The organism is Alteromonas sp. AMM-1, assembly GCF_047290655.1.
Taxonomy (GTDB): Bacteria; Pseudomonadota; Gammaproteobacteria; order Enterobacterales; family Alteromonadaceae; genus Alteromonas; species Alteromonas mangrovi.
Window position 1 is genome coordinate 64856 of the sequence record NZ_JBLBUE010000004.1, and the last position, 19967, is coordinate 84822.

At 48.7% G+C, this 19967-nt stretch carries 17 protein-coding genes; 7 read left to right on the forward strand and 10 right to left on the reverse strand.

The features are described 5' to 3' along the window. Positions 1 to 14 precede the first annotated feature (14 nt). Together astD and ACLR2L_RS01850 are read left to right on the forward strand one after the other, a co-directional pair. A complete protein-coding gene (gene astD, locus ACLR2L_RS01845) occupies positions 15 to 1487 on the forward strand; it encodes a succinylglutamate-semialdehyde dehydrogenase (protein WP_413365219.1) in 1473 nt (490 codons plus the stop codon). A 25-nt stretch (positions 1488 to 1512) separates the two neighbouring features. After that, positions 1513 to 2319, forward strand: a complete 807-nt coding sequence (locus ACLR2L_RS01850) for a DUF1338 domain-containing protein (protein WP_140958203.1) — start codon at positions 1513 to 1515, stop codon at positions 2317 to 2319. A 38-nt stretch (positions 2320 to 2357) separates the two neighbouring features. Here the strand turns inward: ACLR2L_RS01850 and ACLR2L_RS01855 are convergent, their stop codons facing one another. The 3 genes from ACLR2L_RS01855 to parC form a co-directional block, all read right to left on the reverse strand. Continuing rightward, positions 2358 to 4520 carry a putative bifunctional diguanylate cyclase/phosphodiesterase gene (locus ACLR2L_RS01855; protein ID WP_413365189.1) on the reverse strand — a complete coding sequence of 721 codons (2163 nt, stop codon included), beginning with the start codon at positions 4518 to 4520 and terminating at the stop codon, positions 2358 to 2360. Positions 4521 to 4522: 2 nt separating this feature from the next. Further along, positions 4523 to 5059 (reverse strand): heme NO-binding domain-containing protein, encoded by a 537-nt coding sequence (locus tag ACLR2L_RS01860; RefSeq protein WP_413365191.1) that lies wholly within the window; start codon positions 5057 to 5059, stop codon positions 4523 to 4525. Between the two features lie 146 nt (positions 5060 to 5205). Beyond that, positions 5206 to 7455, reverse strand: coding sequence for a DNA topoisomerase IV subunit A (gene parC, locus ACLR2L_RS01865; RefSeq protein ID WP_413365193.1), 2250 nt, complete (start codon positions 7453 to 7455; stop codon positions 5206 to 5208). 211 nt (positions 7456 to 7666) lie between these two features. On the opposite strand from parC, the gene ACLR2L_RS01870 reads away from it, so the two are divergent. After that, positions 7667 to 10795, forward strand: coding sequence for a 7TM diverse intracellular signaling domain-containing protein (locus ACLR2L_RS01870; RefSeq protein ID WP_413365195.1), 3129 nt, complete (start codon positions 7667 to 7669; stop codon positions 10793 to 10795). A 27-nt stretch (positions 10796 to 10822) separates the two neighbouring features. Here the strand turns inward: ACLR2L_RS01870 and ACLR2L_RS01875 are convergent, their stop codons facing one another. Together ACLR2L_RS01875 and ACLR2L_RS01880 are read right to left on the reverse strand one after the other, a co-directional pair. Continuing rightward, positions 10823 to 11500, reverse strand: a complete 678-nt coding sequence (locus ACLR2L_RS01875; RefSeq protein WP_413365197.1) for a DUF2982 domain-containing protein — start codon at positions 11498 to 11500, stop codon at positions 10823 to 10825. Continuing rightward, entirely contained in the window at positions 11484 to 11636 is a 153-nt protein-coding gene (locus ACLR2L_RS01880; protein WP_413365199.1) for a hypothetical protein, read from the reverse strand. The genes ACLR2L_RS01875 and ACLR2L_RS01880 overlap by 17 nt, the downstream gene beginning before the upstream one ends. 245 nt (positions 11637 to 11881) lie before the next feature. Between ACLR2L_RS01880 and ACLR2L_RS01885 the strand changes: the two genes are divergently transcribed. The 4 genes from ACLR2L_RS01885 to ACLR2L_RS01900 are packed head-to-tail and all read left to right on the forward strand — an operon-like array spanning position 11882 to position 15522. Further along, positions 11882 to 12889 (forward strand): aspartate carbamoyltransferase, encoded by a 1008-nt coding sequence (locus ACLR2L_RS01885; RefSeq protein ID WP_140958209.1) that lies wholly within the window; start codon positions 11882 to 11884, stop codon positions 12887 to 12889. A gap of 12 nt (positions 12890 to 12901) precedes the next feature. After that, the gene (hemL, locus tag ACLR2L_RS01890; protein ID WP_140958210.1) at positions 12902 to 14182 is read left to right on the forward strand and encodes a glutamate-1-semialdehyde 2,1-aminomutase; all 1281 of its coding nucleotides are present in this window, start codon (positions 12902 to 12904) and stop codon (positions 14180 to 14182) included. A gap of 23 nt (positions 14183 to 14205) precedes the next feature. Beyond that, entirely contained in the window at positions 14206 to 15273 is a 1068-nt protein-coding gene (locus ACLR2L_RS01895; protein ID WP_413365202.1) for an adenylate/guanylate cyclase domain-containing protein, read from the forward strand. Positions 15274 to 15315: 42 nt separating this feature from the next. Further along, positions 15316 to 15522, forward strand: a complete 207-nt coding sequence (locus ACLR2L_RS01900; RefSeq protein ID WP_140958212.1) for a hypothetical protein — start codon at positions 15316 to 15318, stop codon at positions 15520 to 15522. On the opposite strand, the gene ACLR2L_RS01905 is transcribed toward ACLR2L_RS01900, so the two are convergent. The 5 genes from ACLR2L_RS01905 to ACLR2L_RS01925 all read right to left on the reverse strand — a co-directional run. Then, positions 15509 to 16429: an endo alpha-1,4 polygalactosaminidase gene (locus ACLR2L_RS01905; protein WP_413365205.1), complete on the reverse strand. Its 921-nt coding sequence runs from the start codon at positions 16427 to 16429 to the stop codon at positions 15509 to 15511. The genes ACLR2L_RS01900 and ACLR2L_RS01905 overlap by 14 nt on opposite strands. After that, on the reverse strand, positions 16429 to 17310 hold the full coding sequence (htpX, locus tag ACLR2L_RS01910) for a protease HtpX (RefSeq protein WP_413365207.1): 882 nt from the start codon (positions 17308 to 17310) through the stop codon (positions 16429 to 16431). Before htpX ends, ACLR2L_RS01905 begins: the two co-directional genes overlap by 1 nt. Before the next feature lie 118 nt (positions 17311 to 17428). Continuing rightward, entirely contained in the window at positions 17429 to 18307 is an 879-nt protein-coding gene (gene nhaR / locus ACLR2L_RS01915) for a transcriptional activator NhaR (protein WP_413365209.1), read from the reverse strand. Between the two features lie 21 nt (positions 18308 to 18328). Continuing rightward, positions 18329 to 19243, reverse strand: a complete 915-nt coding sequence (locus tag ACLR2L_RS01920; protein ID WP_413365211.1) for a Dyp-type peroxidase — start codon at positions 19241 to 19243, stop codon at positions 18329 to 18331. A gap of 7 nt (positions 19244 to 19250) precedes the next feature. Further along, positions 19251 to 19967, reverse strand: a 717-nt coding sequence (locus ACLR2L_RS01925; RefSeq protein ID WP_413365213.1) for a gamma-glutamyltransferase, incomplete at its 5' end; no start/stop codon positions are given.

Genomic DNA, 19967 nt, shown 5'->3' on the forward strand with positions numbered 1-19967 from the left:
AGCATCAGGACAGAATTATGCCAACTACACATTTTATAAATGGTCAGTGGGTTGAGGGCCAGGGTGCCTCTATCAGCTCCACTGATCCAGCCAAGAATCACGTTTTCTGGCACGGCAACGCCGCTTCAGCCGAGCAAGTGAGCAGTGCCGTTAACGCTGCCAGAGCCGCATCACCTGCCTGGTCTGCCCTCACGGTTGAAGCGCGTCTTACCATTGTAAAGCGCTTCGGTGAATTGTTGGCCGCCAATAAATCAGAATTGGCAGCGCTCATTGCCCAGGAAACCGGCAAACCACTGTGGGAAACAGCTACTGAAGTGGCTGCCATGATTGGCAAGATCGCTATTTCCGAAAAAGCCTATTTTGAACGCACGGGTACAGTTGAAAATCCTATGCCAGTCGGTAAAGCATTTATCCGCCACAAGCCCCATGGCGTTGTAGCGGTATTTGGCCCTTATAATTTCCCGGGTCACTTGCCAAATGGTCACATTGTACCTGCGTTAATTGCAGGGAATACCGTTATATTTAAACCCAGTGATTTAACACCTGCCGTTGCTGAAGCTACTGTGAAATTGTGGGAGCAAGCTGGTATCCCGGCAGGTGTGCTGAATCTGGTACAGGGTGAAGTAGAAACTGGTAAAGCACTGGCGGCCCACCCACAACTGGACGGCTTGTTCTTCACGGGTAGCTCGCGTACCGGTAAAATCCTGCACGAACAATTTGCCGGTCATCCGGGTAAAATTCTGGCGCTGGAAATGGGTGGTAACAACCCGCTCATCATTACTGATGTGGCTGATACTAAAGCAGCCGTGCATGACATTATTCAATCTGCTTTTGTTACCTCCGGTCAGCGCTGCACATGCGCGCGTCGCTTGTTTATTCCTGCCAACCCGCAGGGAGACAACCTGATGGCTGCACTAATTGAAGCAACCAAGGCCATTCAGATTGGTCATTACGATGCCGAGCCACAACCTTTTATGGGCGCTATGGTTAGCGCGGCAGCGGCAAAGGGCATGGCTGCGGCACAGCAATCGCTGCTGGATCTAGGTGCAACTGCGTTGCTGCCACTTGTTCACACAGATGAATCAACCGGGTTTGTCACGCCGGGCATCGTTGACGTAACGGCTATCGTTGACAGCATGCCGGATGAAGAACACTTCGGTCCGCTGCTCAAAGTGATCCGCTACACCGATTTCGACACCGCGATTGCACAGGCCAACAACACCCGTTTCGGATTATCTGCCGGCTTGCTCAGTGACGCCGAATCAGACTATCAGCACTTCTTCCAGCATATCCGAGCAGGTATTGTTAACTGGAACCGTCCAATTACAGGCGCAAGCAGTGCGGCTCCATTCGGGGGCATTGGCGAAAGCGGTAATCACAGAGCGAGTGCTTACTACGCAGCCGACTACTGCGCTTATCCTGTAGCGTCAGTTGAGCTGGACAAAGTAACATTGCCGGGCACACTTAACCCGGGTCTAACAATTTAAAAATATAAAGGAACGACAGAACATCATGCACAACGATATCAGTACCCTGTTTGCCAATATGTGGCAGGATTATGTGCAAATTACCCCAAGTGCGAAGCGTATTCACGAGTTGTTGGCCGGCGAAGAAAGCAGTCCCGACATCGTGAATGATCACGTAGCGTTTCGTACATTCAACCTGGACAAAACAAACCTGGATAAGCTGGCCGCGCATTTTCTGGCACTGGGTTATGAAGCCAAGGGCGAATACAACTTCAAAGCTAAAAAGCTGGATGCCAAACACTTTGAGCACCCTGACACCACCAAGCCAAAGGTGTTTATTAGCCAATTGCGTGTGGAAGAATTGTCGGAAGGTGCTCAGCAGATCATTAAGGGGTTAGTAGCGCAGATGTCGGCAGACGTGGTAACGGCTGATAATTTCCTTTACTCAGGGCGCCAATGGCAATTATCTACTGAAGAATACCAGGCGTTAATTAGCGAGTCTGAATACGCTGGCTGGTTAGCGGCGTGGGGCTTCAGAGCTAACCACTTCACCGTGAGCGTAAATCATTTAACCCACAGTGACAGCCTTGAGCAGGTTAACACCTTACTTAAAGACGCTGGCTTTGTTCTGAATACGGTGGGCGGTGAAATAAAGGGCGGCGAGTCGGTCTTTTTGGCTCAGTCTTCTACTATGGCAGATAAAATCGACCTGGAATTCAGTGACACCACGTTAACCATTCCAAGTTGTTTTTATGAGTTCGCACAGCGCTACACTATGCCAAATGGCGAGTTGTATCAGGGCTTTGTTGAGGCCTCAGCCGACAAAATCTTCGAAAGTACCAACGCCAAATAAACTTTCCACGCGGTTATTGCCCGCCAATAGCCGCGTATTTATTCCTCCACGGCCATCGGATACCGTGCATGTTTGTAAATAAACTGGTCGTAAGGCATGGGCTTTTCAAACAAGAACCCCTGAAACGCCGAAATCCCCATCTCCTCCAGTAGCGGTATGTAAGCCGGATCATCTATTCCTTCAATAAGCACTTCATACTGCAGACTGTTTAGCATTTTCACCACGCCGGTTAACAGCGACAACGCTTTTGCAGAACGATGGATATCCCTGACCAGTGAGCGGTCAATTTTAATAATATCGAACTGAAAGGTGCGTAAATAGCTCAGCGATGAGAAACCACTGCCGAAATCATCCAGCGACAACACAAAACCGGCGTTGCGCAACTCGGTAAGTGCCCGCCAGGCATTTGATTGATCCTTTATAAAAATAGATTCTGTGATTTCTATTTCAATCAATTGCGGTGACACGACATGATCTTCACACAACGCAAGTGCCACAGCGGCAAAACCTGGTTCCAACAACTGATTAGCACTGATATTTACCGACATGGGCACACTTAAACCCTCGGCTTCCATCATGGCAATGTACTCACACGCAGACTCCAGCGCCATCAAGCCAATCTGGTCGTCCAGGCCATGTGCTTCTGCCAGGGGAATAAACGTTCCCGGACTCACCATGCCATGTAGCGGTGAGAACCATCGACACAACAGTTCAGCACCAATCATCCTGCCGGTAGAACTGAATTTACCCTGCAGGTAAAAATCCAGTGCACGCGTTCGGATTGCCCTGCGCAAATCCGTCAGCAAGGTCACCTGCTCTTTCATGCTTTCGATCAGGCCATGACAGTATACAAATACCTGGCCTTTGCCGGATGTTTTGGCCTGGTACATGGCGGCGTCTGCATTTTGAATAATGTCTTCTACACTGTCGCCATGTTCTGGGAAACTGGCAATACCAATACTGGCAGACAGGCTTATATCGCTGTCGATGAGTGCGAAGTTAAGCAATTCAAGTGACTTGATAAATGACTGGCTAGACGCGACAAATGCCTGCTGGTCTTCGCCTGGAATGGCTATCAGGAACTCATCGCCTCCCCAGCGGGTGATGATGGCGCTGTCCTCGTATATTGAACAAAGCGTACTGGCTACCGCAATTAAACAACGATCCCCTGCATCATGGCCGGCCAGGTCATTGATAGCTTTGAATCCATCCAGGTCGATGAACGCCAGCGAATAGGGTCTGTTAGACTCGGTTAAGTCTGCCAGTGCAGCATTGAGACCAAGTCGGTTTTTAAGCCCGGTTAAATCGTCGTGCGTAGCCAGTTCGCGCAGCCGCGCTTCGTTTTGCTTGCGTTCACTGATATCCCGAATCGTGGCAATCAAATACCGGGAACTTTGCTGACGAGATTCAAACATCGCCAATGATACATCCACTGGTATTAATTGCCCGGCGCAGGTAACCAGTTGCGTATCAAACTGCAGCTGTCCTAACTGTGGCAGTCGACCAAGCTGTTTTTCTGCTTCGGGTAGAAACACCGTTAGGCTTTTCTGCTCGCAATCCGATTTGGTAGTGAGTTTTGTTAACGCCAGGAATGCTTCATTTGTTTCGGTAATAACAAAATCGGTAGACAGCACCAGCATTGGCTCTCTGGAGCTCGAAAATGCCGAGGCCATTAACTGAAACGACTGCTCTGCCCGTTGCTGCTGGGTAATGTCTTTACTGGTTCCAACAATGTAACGAGCCGCACCGCTATCATCTCTTCTGAGCACTTTCCCTCTCGATCGCATCCACTGATATCCATGACGAGCCTTGATGCGGAAAGTGACTTCGATATCATCGTAAAGACTGTGTACGGCCAGTGACCACTGAAATTGTATCGCCGACATATCATCTTCGTGGATCAACGAAAGCAGCGCAATTGCGTTGTGTCTGGATTGCTTCACCTGTTTTCGATGTAAGCCAAAGGACTTAACAACAAAACTATCATCTTCAGCGTGCCACTCCCAGTAAGACTCCTGACTTGCCCACAAGGCAAGCTCCAGTTTTTCCTGATTGGCCTGACTTTGCTGGAGTGCTAAATACAGCGCCCTGCTTTTCTCCGTTAGCAGTTTTTCCGCTTGTTGCCGCGCGGCTTTCTCGCGCTTTAACCTGCGATTTAGTAACGCTATGTCTGCTCCTGGTTCCTGTGGCAAGTCTGGCACGGCTAATCCATTGTTACCCGAATAATATACGTATGGGGGGTACTTGTTGAGGTTACTTCGTGTGTTACGGTATTGCCAAGATACTTTGCCGCCCCGTCAATCAAACCCTCGGCCAGCTTGTATAAATCACGCTGAGAGTAATATTCAAGTTCGATAACATTTTCTTTGCGCGCCAGTACTTTAAAGGAAGGCAAATCGGCGTCTGGATACAACTTGCGCACCTGAACATGAATGTCATTGTCCAGACTGTCCAGTACCTCCAGTACCGTCATTTTATCTGTCATTACCTCTGCATGCGCCCCGGCGAGTACACCAAACAAATGCTCACCAAAGCCATATAGAAGTTGATCAACTGACTGACCGGTTTTATTCACCAGCACCGCAAGTATCTTCTCCATGTCGGAAAAGGGGTAATAGCCAACGGCGGTATATGCGCCCTCATTTTGCAGATTGGCCTCTACCAGCACTTCATCAGCAAACTCTGGTGAAATTTTTTCCTCTAGCATATCCACTAACGCGGTAAAGACTATCCCAAGCACAATCAACTCCTAACTTAAACAACCCTGACACAGGACTAAGTTGCATCTATTCAAAGTGTAGATGAGCACGGTAAAAGCACAAAAAAAATGCGCCTGATCGGCGCATTTTTCTTTTAATATTCTTAATTTAACAGCCGGACATGCCGTTATTCGATTTCCAGGGCGTCTACCCGTTGCAAACCGCGAGGCAGTTTGTTTCCTCTGCGCCCACGCTCGCCCTGATAATGAGACAGATCCTCTGCAGTAAGTGTCATACTGCGCTTGCCAGCAGACAATTTCACCGACCTGCCCTCTGGCACGACTGCCAACACTTTCACATATTCTTCATGAGTTTGCGCTTTGGCAGACGGGATACTGATGATCTTGTTGCCCTTACCTTTACCCAGGCTCGGTAAATCCCGAAGCGGGAACATCAGCATTCGCCCTTCGTTAGAGATAGCCAGACACCAGTCGGTTTCAAGATTTTCAACGGCCTGTGGAGCAATCACTTTGGCGCCGGTAGATAAATTGATGTAAGCCTTGCCGGCTTTATTTTTACTTACCATATCGGCAAACGTACCCACAAAACCATACCCCGCATCCGACGCAATCAGGTATTTGCTGTCGTCACTGCCCATTAACACATGAGCAAATTGCTCGCCAGCGACGATACTGAAACGTCCAGTAAGCGGTTCGCCCTGACTTCTCGCCGACGGTAAGGAATGCGCATCGCAGGCAAACGCCCGGCCGGATGTGTCCAGGAACACCACAGGTTGATTACTTCGTCCCATGGCACTGGCAAGAAACTCATCGCCCGACTTATAACTTAATGCGTTAGCGTCAATATCGTGCCCTTTAGCACAGCGCGCCCAGCCTTTCTCAGACAACACTACCGTTACCTGCTCACTGGGTACCAGCTCTTTTTCGCTCAGCGCTTTCGCTTCTGAACGCTCCACAATGGGTGAACGCCGATCGTCGCCATACTTTTCAGCATCGGCCAGCAACTCTTTCTTAATCAGCGATTTTAAACGACGATCTGAGCCAAGTAATTGTTGTAAGTGATCCCGTTCGGCAGCCAGTTCTTCCTGCTCGCCTTTGATTTTCATTTCTTCCAGTTTTGCCAGGTGGCGCAACTTTAATTCCAGAATAGCTTCAGCCTGTTTATCGCTGAGGCTAAAGCGGCGCATCAATTCCGCTTTGGGTTCTTCGTGAAAGCGAATAATCTCGATGACTTCATCGATATTCAAAAAGGCAATCAGCAAGCCTTCAAGAATGTGCAAACGCGCCAGTACTTTATCGAGACGATACTGCAAACGTCGGGTAACGGTATCTTTTCTGAACACCAGCCACTCAGACAGAATCGTACGCAGGTCCTTAACCTGGGGACGTCCATCCAGACCAATCATATTCAAATTTACCCGGTAGCTTTTTTCAAGATCCGTGGTAGCAAACAAATGCTGCATCAACTGTTCTACGTTAATCCGGTTTGAACGTGGCACAATCACCAGTCTTGTGGGATTCTCGTGGTCGGATTCATCGCGTAAATCACTTACCATTGGCAGCTTTTTAGCCTGCATTTGACCTGCAATCTGCTCGAGGATTTTCGCACCCGACGCCTGATGCGGTAATGCAGTAATCACTACATCACCATTGTCTTCGTGGTACACCGCACGCATTTTTATACTGCCACGACCAGATTCATACATTTTCTGAATTTCACTGCGCGGCGTAATAATTTCCGCTTCAGTGGGAAAATCCGGCCCCTGAATATCTTCCAGTAGTTCGAATAATTCTGCCTTGCTATTATCCAGTAACCGGGCACAGGCATTGGCTACTTCACGCACGTTATGCGGTGGAATATCGGTTGCCATACCCACCGCAATACCCGTTACCCCGTTTAACAGGATATGCGGTAAACGCGATGGCAGCACTTTAGGCTCGTCCAGCGTACCATCGAAATTAGGTACCCAATCGGTAGTGCCTTGCCCGAGTTCATTGAGTAATACTTCACTGAATTTTGACAGACGCGCTTCGGTATACCGCATAGCGGCGAACGACTTGGGATCATCCGGTGCGCCCCAGTTACCCTGGCCGTCTATCAATGGGTATCGATAAGAAAAGGGCTGCGCCATTAACACCATGGCTTCATAACACGCTGAGTCGCCGTGAGGATGGAACTTACCCAACACATCACCCACAGTACGCGCCGACTTTTTATATTTGGCGGTGGCACTGAGTCCCAGATCAGACATGGCGTAAATGATACGTCGTTGCACCGGCTTCAGGCCGTCACCGATATTCGGTAGGGCCCGGTCCATAATGACGTACATGGAATAGTTCAAATAAGCATCTTCGGTGAACTTCCGCATAGGAAGCTGTTCGATACCGTCTTGATTGATGGTGATTTCGTCGCTCATGAGTCGTTATTATTCTCGTCGTATTGCTAACGCAGGCGCGGCTGCCTCAACGTAGGTACTGATTAACCCATTGTGAGATAAACCAGCTTTAATCGCAATAGACAGGAGCGTTGCGATTGAAGCTAATTCGCTGCTTTTGCAGACAAGTGAAAGTTAGGGTTTAATAGGGATGTCTTTTTTACGACTGCATTATCAAGGATCTGAAAAATCTATGCGTAGTTTCCCGGTAATAAGGTGGTGTTTACTTCTTTTGTGCGTCATCGGCTTACCGGTTCAGGGAGCGGTGCATCTTTACGACGAAGAGCAAATGCAGTTGCTGGCCGATAATTTTTCGGTATACCGCGAAAAGCGCGAACAACTCACCATTGGTGAAATACAGAAGCTTCGCCATGAATTTATCTATCAGGCCGACGATAATCCCAATTACGGTTTCAGTGACAACGGACTTTGGTTGCACGCAGAGATCGCGAACCTCTCGCACACTGACGAGTGGGTGTTTGCACTTAATTTCAGCCAGCTAGACAAGGTTGACTTTTATATCGTGCAAAACGGCCATGTGATCGATCAGAGCCATCAGGGGAAATTCCAGCCTGAGCAACATTTCCGCATTCCCGTTTTTGCTACCTCGCTACCCGTTGGGCTTGAGGCCGAGCTATTTGTGCGGATACAAAGCAGCTCTTCTGCGTTAATTGCACCAGTTTATGTGACGTCACAAAGCAAACAAACCATTATCAGTCAGGTTGACAACCTGTTGTGGGGCTTTTTTTACGGTGGCTTACTGATCCTCGCGTTGTATAACTTTGTGCTGTTCCTGGGCTCCAGAGAGTTGAGCCTGATTGGGTATGTAATATACATCGCCGCAGTATTAATTTGGCAAATTGTATGGGGTGGTCATTTACACTTCTTTTTCCCCGATACCTTGTCTCCTATATTCTCGCCCCATACCTCATTGATATTTGTGCTCATAGGTATCTGTTCGGGCATTTTTTCACTGATATTTTTAGAAACTAAAGACAACGCGCCATCAACTCATCCGGTTGTTATAGCCTTCCTATGGCTTCAGGGCGTTATGGGCTTTGTGGCACTCATTGGAATTATGCCCCCCACCTGGGAACACAATTTAATTTATGGCATCGCCATGCTATCGATCTGCAGTTATATTGCCGCAGGTTTCGAAGCCTATCTGAAAAAATATAAACCCGCGCGTTACTTTATTTTTGCCTGGAGTATTCTGGCCACCGGCGCACTTATTGGCATGCTGAGTCTGATAGGAGCCGTGCCTTCAAACCTCTTCACTACCTATTGTTTCCAGGTGGCGGTGTTCTGCGAAGCCGGATTGTTTTCTATTGCCCTCATGGAAAAGAGCCGCAGCAGGCTTGAGAACGAAGTGTCGGAAGCCACTGACGAACTGCGCCACAATATGGAGTTAATTGAAGAACAAAACGCGCGCCTGGACATTGCCCGCAAAGATGCCATTAAAGCCAGTAATGTTAAATCACAGTTTCTGGCTAATATGAGTCACGAAATACGCACCCCACTCAACGCCATACTGGGCTTCAGTAAGGAGCTGACCAATCTTTCACTGCCTTCCGACAAAATGGAGCAGGTTCGTATTATTAATGCCGCTGCCGACAACTTGCTGACGATTGTGAATGACGTGCTGGATTTTTCGAAAATAGAAGCCGGCAAACTCAACGTAAACAACCAGCCCTTTTCTCCTAACACGCTGTTTGAGGAGATGGTTACCATTATGAGTAAGTCAGCGCATATGAAAGGTCTGGAATTTGTTTTTGAACTGGCACCGTTGCCAGAAAAGCTCATTGGCGACCTGTTTCGTATCCGGCAGGTGTTAAACAATTTACTTAGCAACGCGCTTAAGTTTACCTCTGAAGGCTATATCAAGCTATCGGTTGAAGGACGTGCGCTTCCTCACGGCATTCACGAATTAGAAATTAAAATCGAAGATACCGGAATAGGCATTAGCCGCAAGGATCGCAATAAGCTGTTTAACGCCTTCTCTCAGTTAGATGATGCGCTAAATAGAAGCTATCAGGGTACCGGACTGGGTTTGGTAATTTGTCAGGAGCTCGTGAAGCTGATGAGAGGCTCGCTGCAACTGCAGAGTACGCCAGGCCAGGGGAGTTTGTTCACCGTTCATATCCGCACTAACACGCTCAGTCAGCGTTACTCTCTGACCAGTAATCCGGAATGGCAGGATAAATACATTTTATTGTTTGATCCGCACCCGGTTAGCCGTCGTGCCACCGCTAAAATGCTCATCAGCCTGGGCGCACATGTGCACAGTGTGGAATCGCTGGATTACCTGCGCCGCACAACCGGCCATTTTGATTATTTGTTTGCAGCATTACCCAATTACAAACAATCTCGCTGGGAAATGATGCTGGAAACACTGATTGAAGTGCCTGCCGACAAACGCATTTTGTGGTTTGCAGGCGACGAGCCATTGAGTGAATATACCGCGTACATTGACGACTTCGAGGCACAAATACGCCTGCCAGTAACGCCATCTAAACTGGATGGTTTACTGCACGGTGATCACCTTATTTCCCAGTCTCCGTCGCAACCAAAAGCCAGTTCATTGCCACCTGTGCGGATTTTGGCTGTAGACGACATGGATATGAACTTAAAGCTACTGGATACCTGGCTGTCCAATTCTTCGGTTACGCTTACGCTATCAACCAGTGGTCAGGATGCCATTAAGAAATGCCAGCACAATGAATATGATTTGATCCTAATGGATGTGCAAATGCCCGGCATCGACGGCTTGCAGGCAACACGTTTAATTAAAAAATCACCGCTGAACAAGAAAACCCCCATTGTTGCGGTAACTGCCCATGCCTTCAAAGAAGAACAGGAGCGACTGTTGGCATCAGGCATGGATGATTATCTGCCCAAGCCCATTGAATACGCTACCCTTATTAACCTGATTAAACGCTGGTGTCAGCAGGGTGACAACACCACGCTGGCGCTCCCGACACTGGACTGGCAACTCGCGGTAAAACGCGCCAATCAAAATCGGGATATCGCACTGGAATTACTGGGCGATTTTGTAAGCCACCTGCCAAAATCTGTGGAAATGATTCGCACAGAATGGAATGCGCGTAATTACAAGGGCGTTCAGGACGAAATCCATCGTTTGCACGGTGCATGCTGCTATACCGGCGTACCGAAACTACAGGCACTGGCAAACAGAATTGAGAGTAATTTGAAACTGGGCAAACATTCTGAATTAGGCGAGCTGATCCCTACCATCATCCTTGAATGCGAGATAGTTTCAGCTCAGGTCAATAAATTCATTCAGGAAAACAGTAGCGATTAGGGGCTGTTGATATTTAAATAACAGCCCTTAATGCCGGGATTGCTGGCAATCCCGCAGCAAACTGACAAATGCCTCGGGAGAGCGGTCCAGTTCGCTGGCAGACAAAAACACATCGTAGCCGAATATCTGCCGTAACGTGATCATTCGGTTTGCCAGTATTGCCTTGATGCCAGTGACCACCTGGCCATCTGCCAGCTGATAAGGCTTGTCTTCAAATAAACTACTACTGTAACACCCACCGGTTGCGCAGGACTTGTCTTCACTATGCATTAACAGCGCTCGCTGCTCCATAATAAGGTGAGAAGCCAGTCGGGGAGAAATAGCCAGAATGAAGTCGTCGTAATGTTTTAACTTAAAGCCCACCATATTCAGTGGGGTTAACGACAACCCCTGCTGCACCCGCGGACAATCGATTCGCTGTATGTTATCCCACGCAATTTGCCACTGACCACAGCGATGCTGATACAGAATACGCTCACGATCCACCGACAGGCTATGTTCAGGCTCGCGAATTTTAAACCACCCAATTAGCATTGTTACAATGGCACCACTCACCATAAAGATACCAATCAGAAACAACCACTCGGGCAGCGCAATTAACATAGCTGCAGACAGCAGAAGCGCAATTGTTCCAATCAACAGCGTAGTGAGACCGTTGCGCTTAGCAGTAGACTTTATGAATATAATGTCATTGGTCGAAGACATAAAAATACACCACCATCATGATAACCGTCCAAATCACATATAAACGCATGCGTATACACACCTGACAGTCGGTTGACCACCAGCGTTTTTTCGTTGTTTGGGTCTGTCGCTGCGAAGGCGAAGACTTTTGCTGCATGTTGTATCCTTTAAACGCAAATCAGACCAATTCGGATGTTTTTTTTCCATCAATGATGGGGCGATTCAAAAATCACTAAAACTTGGCAATCTATCTGCACATCGCTATGATCCAGGGCAAAGATTATCTGCGCGTCTGTCTGCTGTTTTTGCTACACTTACCGGTGTACTTCAGGCTGCCATTAATCAGCAGTGCACAGTATATAGACTTGTTCCGTCCACCAACTTAGGCCAATCGCATCGACTATGTCCAGTTTTACCGGAAACCACATCCTATCAGTTACACAGTTTAATCGTGATGCCATTGATTTGGTATTTAATGTTGCCGAATCCATGGAGCCCTACGCCAAACGGAAGAAAAGAACATCTGTTCTTGATGGCGCAATACTGGGGAATCTGTTTTTTGAGCCCAGTACACGAACACGAGTGAGTTTTGGTACCGCTTTTAACCTGCTGGGTGGTGAAGTTCGCGAAACGACCGGCATGGATAATTCCGCACTGGCGAAAGGTGAATCGCTGTACGACACCGCTCGGGTGCTGAGCGGTTATTCCGACATTATTGCTATGCGTCATCCCGCAGCAGGATCGGTGGCGGAGTTTGCCGAAGGTAGCCGTGTGCCGGTGATTAACGGCGGAGATGGGGCTAATGAACACCCCACTCAGGCATTGCTGGATTTATTTACCATAAAGCGCGAGTTGCAATACCATAATCAAACCATTGACGGTTTGCATATCGCGATGATTGGTGATTTGCGCTATGGGCGCACAGTTCACTCCTTGTCAAAACTGTTGTGTTTATTCAAGAACATTCGTTTTACTTTGATTTCGCCCAAAGAGCTGGCCATGCCACAGAACATTTTGGACGCAATCACCGATGCTGGTCATTCGTTGCACGTAACCGAACAGTTAGAAGGTATTATGGATGCCGATATCTGTTATCAGACACGCATTCAGGAAGAGCGCTTCCCGTCGCAGGATGAAGCCAACAAATACCGTGGTAAGTTCCGTTTGAATCAGGCAATTTACACCCGTCACTTCCAGTCAAAGACGGTAATCATGCATCCTTTACCGCGGGACTCGCGTATTGAAGCCAACGAATTAGATAACGACCTGAACCTCAACCCCAACCTGGCTATATTTCGTCAGACCGACAACGGCGTGCTGGTTCGTATGGCCCTGTTTGCGCTTACCCTTGGCGTTGAAAATCTGGTGTCTAAATACGAGCGGGATGTGGTGTGGTACACCAATAAATAAGAGTTAGTAACTATGCAAAAATCAGAACAATTATTTGAACGTGCGCAAAAGACCATTCCCGGTGGCGTAAACTCACCGGTGCGCGCCTTTAAAGCCGTAGGCGGCACACCGCGCTTTATTACCAAAGCTGACGGCCCGTACATTTATGACGCCGACGGCAAACAATACATCGATTATGTGCAATCCTGGGGCCCGATGGTACTGGGTCATAACAACGCCAACATTCGCAATGCCGTTATTGCAGCGGCGCAAAACGGACTGAGTTTCGGCGCACCCACCGAAGCAGAAATCATCATGGCGGAGAAAGTCAAATCGCTGGTGCCGTCAATGGAAATGGTCCGCATGGTGAACTCAGGTACAGAGGCCACGATGTCAGCGATTCGTCTGGCCCGTGGCTTTACTGGCAAAAACAAGCTGGTTAAATTTGAAGGTTGCTATCACGGCCATGCCGACTCATTGCTGGTAAAAGCCGGTTCCGGCGCTCTCACTCTGGGCGTACCCAGTTCACCTGGCGTGCCCGCCGATGTTGCCAAACACACGCTTACTGTTGAGTTTAATAACCTCGACAGCGTGAAGGCCATCTTTGCCGAATGCGGCGACGATATTGCCTGTATTATTGTGGAGCCGGTAGCAGGCAATATGAACTGCATTCCACCCGTAGAGGGTTTTCTCGAAGGATTGCGGGCTATTTGTGACCAATACGGCGCAGTATTGATTTTTGACGAAGTAATGACCGGCTTCAGAGTAAGCCGCGGTGGCGCACAGGAACGCTACGGTATTACGCCGGATCTGACCTGTCTGGGTAAAGTGATTGGCGGCGGTATGCCGGTAGGTGCGTTTGGCGGAAAACGTGAAATACTTACCCATATTGCGCCCACAGGCCCGGTATATCAGGCAGGCACCTTGTCGGGTAACCCCATTGCCATGGCTGCCGGATTGGCGGCGTTAGAACAACTGGCCGAACCTGGACTCTACGAGAGTATTTTTGCCAGCACGCAGAAACTGGTAAATGGCTTTCAAGCGATTGCAGACGAATTTAGCATCCCGCTCACAACCAACTCAGCAGGTAGCATGTTTGGTATTTTCTTCACCGACGTGAAAAAAGTGGTGAATTATCAGCAAGCCATTAACTGTAACCAGGCACAGTTCAAGCAGTTCTATCACGGCATGCTCGACGAAGGCGTTTACCTGGCACCTGCCTCCTACGAAGCAGGTTTTGTCTCAAAGTTACATGATGATGCCATCATCACCGCAACACTGGACGCTGCACGTAAGGTATTTGCTAACTTGTAACGCAACTCACGGGGACTAAGGCAATGATATTAATCGCTCTTTTTATAAGCCTTGGTCTCTACGCACTGATTGTGACGCTGCTGTATATCAGGCAGCGTCGACTTACACAGCATATTATTACCTCTGCCACTCGTATAGTAAGCCGCCCGGCTGGTCAAATCGACGACAGCGAACAGCGATTCCTTGAAAAGGCCGATGAGGCCATGCGACTTACCCAAACATTTCAGAAATTTGTTCCCCGGCAGTTTGTGGAGCATTTTGCCAAGCACGGCAATGATACCCTGGAATTGGGCCGGGCAGCTGAGGACGAAGTGGCCATATTGCTCTGTGATATCCGCGGCTTTAGCGGCTTGTCTGAGCAAATGAGCCCACAGGAGTTAATGAACTTTCTCAATTCGTACTTCCTGCGAATGAACGACCCGATTCACCAAAACGGGGGCTTCATTGATAAGTTCATCGGCGATGCCATTATGGCGTTATTTAACCACCCCGGTGGCGATGGTCGTGCCAAGGCACTCGATGCCGTGCGTGCTGCAATCGATTTGCAGCAAGCTCTGAAAATATATAACGCGCATCGGGCCAATGTAGGTTATGCCGGTATTAGCGTAGGCGTGGGTATTCATTTTGGCCCGGTAATTTTAGGTACAGTAGGTTCAGACGATCGCATGGATACCACCGTAATAGGCGACAGTGTGAATGTGGCATTCAGGCTGGAGAGCCTGGCGCCAAAATATCACGCCGATATCGTGGTAAGTGCACAAACGTTGTCCATCATTGGTGAAGCATCAGATATTCAGTACCGGGTATTGGATTGGGTTAGAGTAAAGGGACGGCGCTCACCGGTGCGGGTTTATGAAGTACTGAACCATTTGGACGAACCGATCAGACAAAATAAACTCATGATTCAGCATGACATTGAACAGGGACTGGCATGCCGGATTGCCCGGGACTTTCCCACTGCCCTTACTCATTTTCACCGTGCACTTAGCAGAATTCCTGGAGATCCTGTGGTAAGTTACCACATTGATACGTGCCAACAACTAATGCAATTAACCATCCCGCAAGACTGGGATGGCTCCGTTTCCGCTTAGTTGTTTCTGATTGGCTTTCACTACTTTATTAGGGACGAGACGATGGATATTAACCTTACCCTGGCAGGCGAAATTATTTTTTTCGTCGCGATTACAATGGGCCTGGCAGGCTATTACCTTGGCAAGCGCAAAACAAACACCCCGGTTCTGACTGCTGTTTCCCTTGCTGTGTCTTGTATTATTCCGCTGGTTGCTTTGATTTATCTGATTGTGCTGATTAACAAGCCGGATATATCTACAAGCAGCTAAAGCGAAAGCTGTCGTCCAGCACGAGTGGCAACACCAGTGTACTAAACCCCATGGCATTAGCCTGTTCACATAAATCTGCACGTGCGGTCTCGTCGTTAACCCAACGGCTGTGATATTCGGCGTTAAACACCGCTTTGTTGGCGTTAATAAATGGCTGCAGTGCTTCACACTCGCTATATTCGAAGCACTGCTCATTTACCGCAAAATCAAAATAGGGCACTAACTCTATGATCTGGTCCAGATCATTTTTAAGGCCAATACCTAACCCTGCCGCGTGGGCTGAATCCGACAGTGCCACATTAAAAGCTAATTGATCTTCGTGAGTTAGATTAAATCCGGTATGGTTGGTATAACCGTCAACGTTATCGGGCTCAACAGCGTCGCACTCTTTACTTTTCGCCAGTTCGATACGGGAATCCATAATTGCGAGTACGCGCTCATCTCGAATATCCAACCAGCGCTCATCCTCCCAGCCATCCAGCGTATCGCCCAGTACATGTGCAGGAAACTGCGCTGCGTCTTCGCGCCATTGTTCGTATGAACCAGCTGAAAAATAACAAATCACCTGCTTTCCCTGAGAATGCAGATTCGCGATGTGTGACTCGCTGACATCGAATAAATCCACATCGTACACATCAACATCGTATTGAGTGTTGAGGTCGCCACTGAGTTGCCATTGCCAGGTAGTGCCCAGTGCGGGTGAGTACCATTCCCCCTGAACGGGAGTGGGCAGAGGAAGTGGCGCTGAAGACTGCGGATCTTCCTGACCGTTACCACCGCAACCATTTAGTGAAGTAAACACAACAACACAAAGCAACACGCGATTGAATAACAACACACAGTCCTCAAGGCCTAAAATAGAAAAAGCCGGACGGGAAGTGGACACCCGTCCGGCCTGATCACCCATTATCCATGCAGAGTAGTGCGAAGTGCCTGGATCCGCTTTTCAAGCGGGGGGTGACTCATAAACAATTCTGACATTGCTGGTTTACTGGCAATACCAAACGCCATCATCGTGCCTTCTAACTGGCTTTCCCTGTTAGACTTCAGGCGTTCCAGCGCAGCAACCATTTTATGGCTGCCAACCAATCTGGCCGAACCCGCATCCGCACGGTATTCGCGTTGACGTGAGAACCAGTAAACAATGATGCTGGCCAGTGCTCCAAAAACTATCTCCAAAATAATTACCGTAATGAAGTAAGCAAAACCGCCCATGGATTCACCTTCCTCGTCGTTACCACGAACGAAATTATCAATAATCCCCGCCACTACACGCGCCAGGAAAATAACAAAGGTGTTCACTACGCCTTGGATCAGGGCCAGGGTTACCATGTCGCCATTGGCTACATGAGACACTTCATGGGCCAGCACCGCTTCGGCTTCGTCTTGTGTCATGCTATGCAACAAACCGGTACTTACCGCCACCAGCGAATTGTTCTTGCTGGCACCGGTAGCGAAGGCGTTGATTTCCGGTGAGTCGTAAATTGCCACTTCCGGCGTAGCAATGCCTGCTTTTTCAGACTGACGACGCACGGTATCCAGTAACCAGCGCTCAGTTGCATTGCGTGGTTCAGTGATCACCACAGCGCCTGTTGATCGCTTAGCCATCCATTTTGACATAGCCAGCGATATAAACGATCCGCCGAATCCGAAGATTGCAGCGAAAATTAATAATCCACCCATACTCTGGCTGTTGATACCCAGAACGCTGAATACAACGCTCATTACAACGCTCAGCACCAACACCACAGCCAGGTTGGTGATAAGGAATAGCACTATACGTTTCATAATAACCTCTGTAATAAATAGAAACCTGCTTCTGAGATTTCCCAGACGTAGAGTATATAGGGTCAAACGTTATAAGTTAAAATCGAATATAACTTATAAATAATCAGGTAAATCCTGATTATTTACGAAGGGCTTTTACCAGCGTGACTACCGCCGGATGTGAAAGTTTGCGTTCAGGGGAAATGGCATACAGATGTTCGGTAACGCGCTCGATAGTGCCTACTTTTACCAAACCGTATTGTGTGTGAAGGTGCGCAGACAACAGTTCCGGGGCAGCAAATGCGCCTAACCCCTGCTGGGCAAATGCCAGCATAAGCGCGCTGTCATCAAATTCGGCATGTATATCGGGCTGAAGCTCCATTTCACTGAACCAACCCAACAGTTTTTGCCGAATAAGCGACTTTTTACCTTGTAATAAGAACCGCTGATTATTCAACGATTCCGGGAACCCGTTGCTTAACGATGTCGCCAGCTCCTGCGTGGCATAAACCGCCATTGAAGATTCGGCAACCAAATGACTATAGGCTTTTACATGACTACCGGTTTGAATGGGTTGGTCGGCCAGTACCATATCCAGCTTATTTACCGCCAGTTCGGCCAGCAGGCTGGTAAGCTCGCCCTCCCTGCACACCAGTTTTACCGGGAGTGTCAGCACGGGTTTCAGCATTTCATATACCAGCGTTTTAGGCAGCACGTCGGTTATCCCAACGGTAAAGCTTTGCCACTGGCTGTGTTGTTGTGTGAGTACGGCTTTGAGTTCATCACCTAACTGAAATATATCGGCAGCGTAGCCATGCACCAGATTACCTAGTTCGGTAGGCGTTAATCTGCGCGACTGACGGGTGAATAATCGTGCGCCAATGGAATCCTCCAGGGTACTAATCTGGCCACTGATGGTTTGCGGTGTGATATGCAGCAACTCACTGACGCGTGCAATACTGCCGTGCTCAGCCACCATATAAAAATAATACAGCTGATTAAAATTTACCGGTGTCATGGGCAGTGGCGACCAAAAGAATTAAAGCTTAGCTTGTTGCTTAATGTAGTTAATGGACGGCGCAAAGTAAGCGCCGCCCGATTCTGCGCTGGTAAAGTCCAGCCAGCGGTCGTAATCGCCGTCACCGGTACCAAAAATCTGGCTGTGCAGCATGCGCTTAAACGGTTGTGAACTGGCGGAACAGGTTACCGAAAATAGTCCCTGCACCATCATATCACCATAGGGCATGCCCTGTTTGAGTAACTCCGGTGTACCCATTTCGTGCGATAACAGATTAGATCTTACTGAATGTGAAGACGGACTACACTCAACGCTCGGCAGATTGTGTTCCTGAGTTGTACCCATCACCTGTTCCTGCTGCCGTTGAGACAAACTCTGCCACCGCCGTAAATCATGACGAAATCGTTGTACATGCACATAGCTCCCGCCAACAAACTCATCGCTTTCGTCTAACACGGCCACTTTCATACGCTGCATGCCGCGCGGGTTGTTGGCCGCGTACACATAACCGTTAAGGTCCCTGCCATCCAGATAACGAAATCCCTGCACATGCTCAACCAATTCGACATGGATACGCAATAACTCCATAATCTCTAAGCCAATGGCATAGCAAATATCCCATCGGTCAGCACGGATTTGAATAAACAAATCCGCAGGCGTGGCGGGCGCAATTCTGTCTTCGCACTGCATATCGGGGAAGGGCGTAAGCTCGACGGGAATGGGGCCGGGATACAACTCACTCCAGTAGCTGTTACCCACTGCAATCACACCGGACACCATGGCTTCATAGTGCTCGTTGTCGTAGTGATCAAGTACTTCCAGTACTCGCCCTAATTTGGCGCGCACCGCCTGGCTGTCTTCGTCAACCACGTTGAACATCAAATATTGTGCGTGCAGGTTTGGCTCGGCACAGATACCTTTTTGTGGTTGTGACATAAAACTCCTAATATCCCGCGGCCTGACCGTCTTTGCGGCTTTCCGAAGCGCCATAATAGACTTGTTTATCGGCATCATACAGAATGGCTTGATAGCCACCGTATATTCCCAGCTTATCAGACAACTGATGCCCCCGCTCAAATAATGTACGACGCACTTCCGTAGCAAAGCCGGTTTCCATACTCAGCTCGCCACCATCTTTCATCAGGGCACCGGTTGGGCTGCTCGAGCCTACGTGAATAAAGCGTGGGGCATCGCCTGCTTCCTGCAGGTTCATCCCAAAATCAATGAGGTTTACCACAATTTGGGCATGCATTTGCGGCTGCGTTGCACCACCCATTACACCAAAACTCAACCAGGGCTTGTTATTACGGGTTACCATCGCCGGAATAATAGTGTGAAACGGACGCTTTTGGGGTACGTAAGAATTGAAATGATTGGGTGCCAGAGTGAACAACTCACCGCGATTTTGCAAAATAAACCCTAAGCCGGGTGGCGTCATACCTGAGCCCATGCCGCGATAGTTACTTTGGATCAGTGACACCATGTTGCCGTCTTTGTCGGCTACGGTAAGGTAAATAGTATCGCCTTCCACTACACCCGCTTCGTAACGCTTCGCAGCCTTGTCGGGATTAATCAACGCGCGGCGTTGTTGCGCGTACTCTTTCGAAATAAGCGCGCCTACCGGAATCTTGTTAAACGCTGGGTCAGCGTAGTATTTGGC

Bases quoted from the DNA above. Each gene is read 5' to 3' on its own strand.
- ACLR2L_RS01850 (WP_140958203.1), top strand. From the start codon at position 1,513: ATGCACAACGATATCAGTACCCTGTTTGCCAATATGTGGCAGGATTAT.
- parC (WP_413365193.1), bottom strand. From the start codon at position 7,455: ATGAGCGACGAAATCACCATCAATCAAGACGGTATCGAACAGCTTCCT.
- ACLR2L_RS01870 (WP_413365195.1), top strand. From the start codon at position 7,667: ATGCGTAGTTTCCCGGTAATAAGGTGGTGTTTACTTCTTTTGTGCGTC.
- ACLR2L_RS01875 (WP_413365197.1), bottom strand. From the start codon at position 11,500: ATGTCTTCGACCAATGACATTATATTCATAAAGTCTACTGCTAAGCGC.
- ACLR2L_RS01880 (WP_413365199.1), bottom strand. From the start codon at position 11,636: ATGCAGCAAAAGTCTTCGCCTTCGCAGCGACAGACCCAAACAACGAAA.
- ACLR2L_RS01885 (WP_140958209.1), top strand. From the start codon at position 11,882: ATGTCCAGTTTTACCGGAAACCACATCCTATCAGTTACACAGTTTAAT.
- hemL (WP_140958210.1), top strand. From the start codon at position 12,902: ATGCAAAAATCAGAACAATTATTTGAACGTGCGCAAAAGACCATTCCC.
- ACLR2L_RS01895 (WP_413365202.1), top strand. From the start codon at position 14,206: ATGATATTAATCGCTCTTTTTATAAGCCTTGGTCTCTACGCACTGATT.
- ACLR2L_RS01900 (WP_140958212.1), top strand. From the start codon at position 15,316: ATGGATATTAACCTTACCCTGGCAGGCGAAATTATTTTTTTCGTCGCG.
- ACLR2L_RS01905 (WP_413365205.1), bottom strand. From the start codon at position 16,429: ATGGGTGATCAGGCCGGACGGGTGTCCACTTCCCGTCCGGCTTTTTCT.
- htpX (WP_413365207.1), bottom strand. From the start codon at position 17,310: ATGAAACGTATAGTGCTATTCCTTATCACCAACCTGGCTGTGGTGTTG.
- nhaR (WP_413365209.1), bottom strand. From the start codon at position 18,307: ATGACACCGGTAAATTTTAATCAGCTGTATTATTTTTATATGGTGGCT.
- ACLR2L_RS01920 (WP_413365211.1), bottom strand. From the start codon at position 19,243: ATGTCACAACCACAAAAAGGTATCTGTGCCGAGCCAAACCTGCACGCA.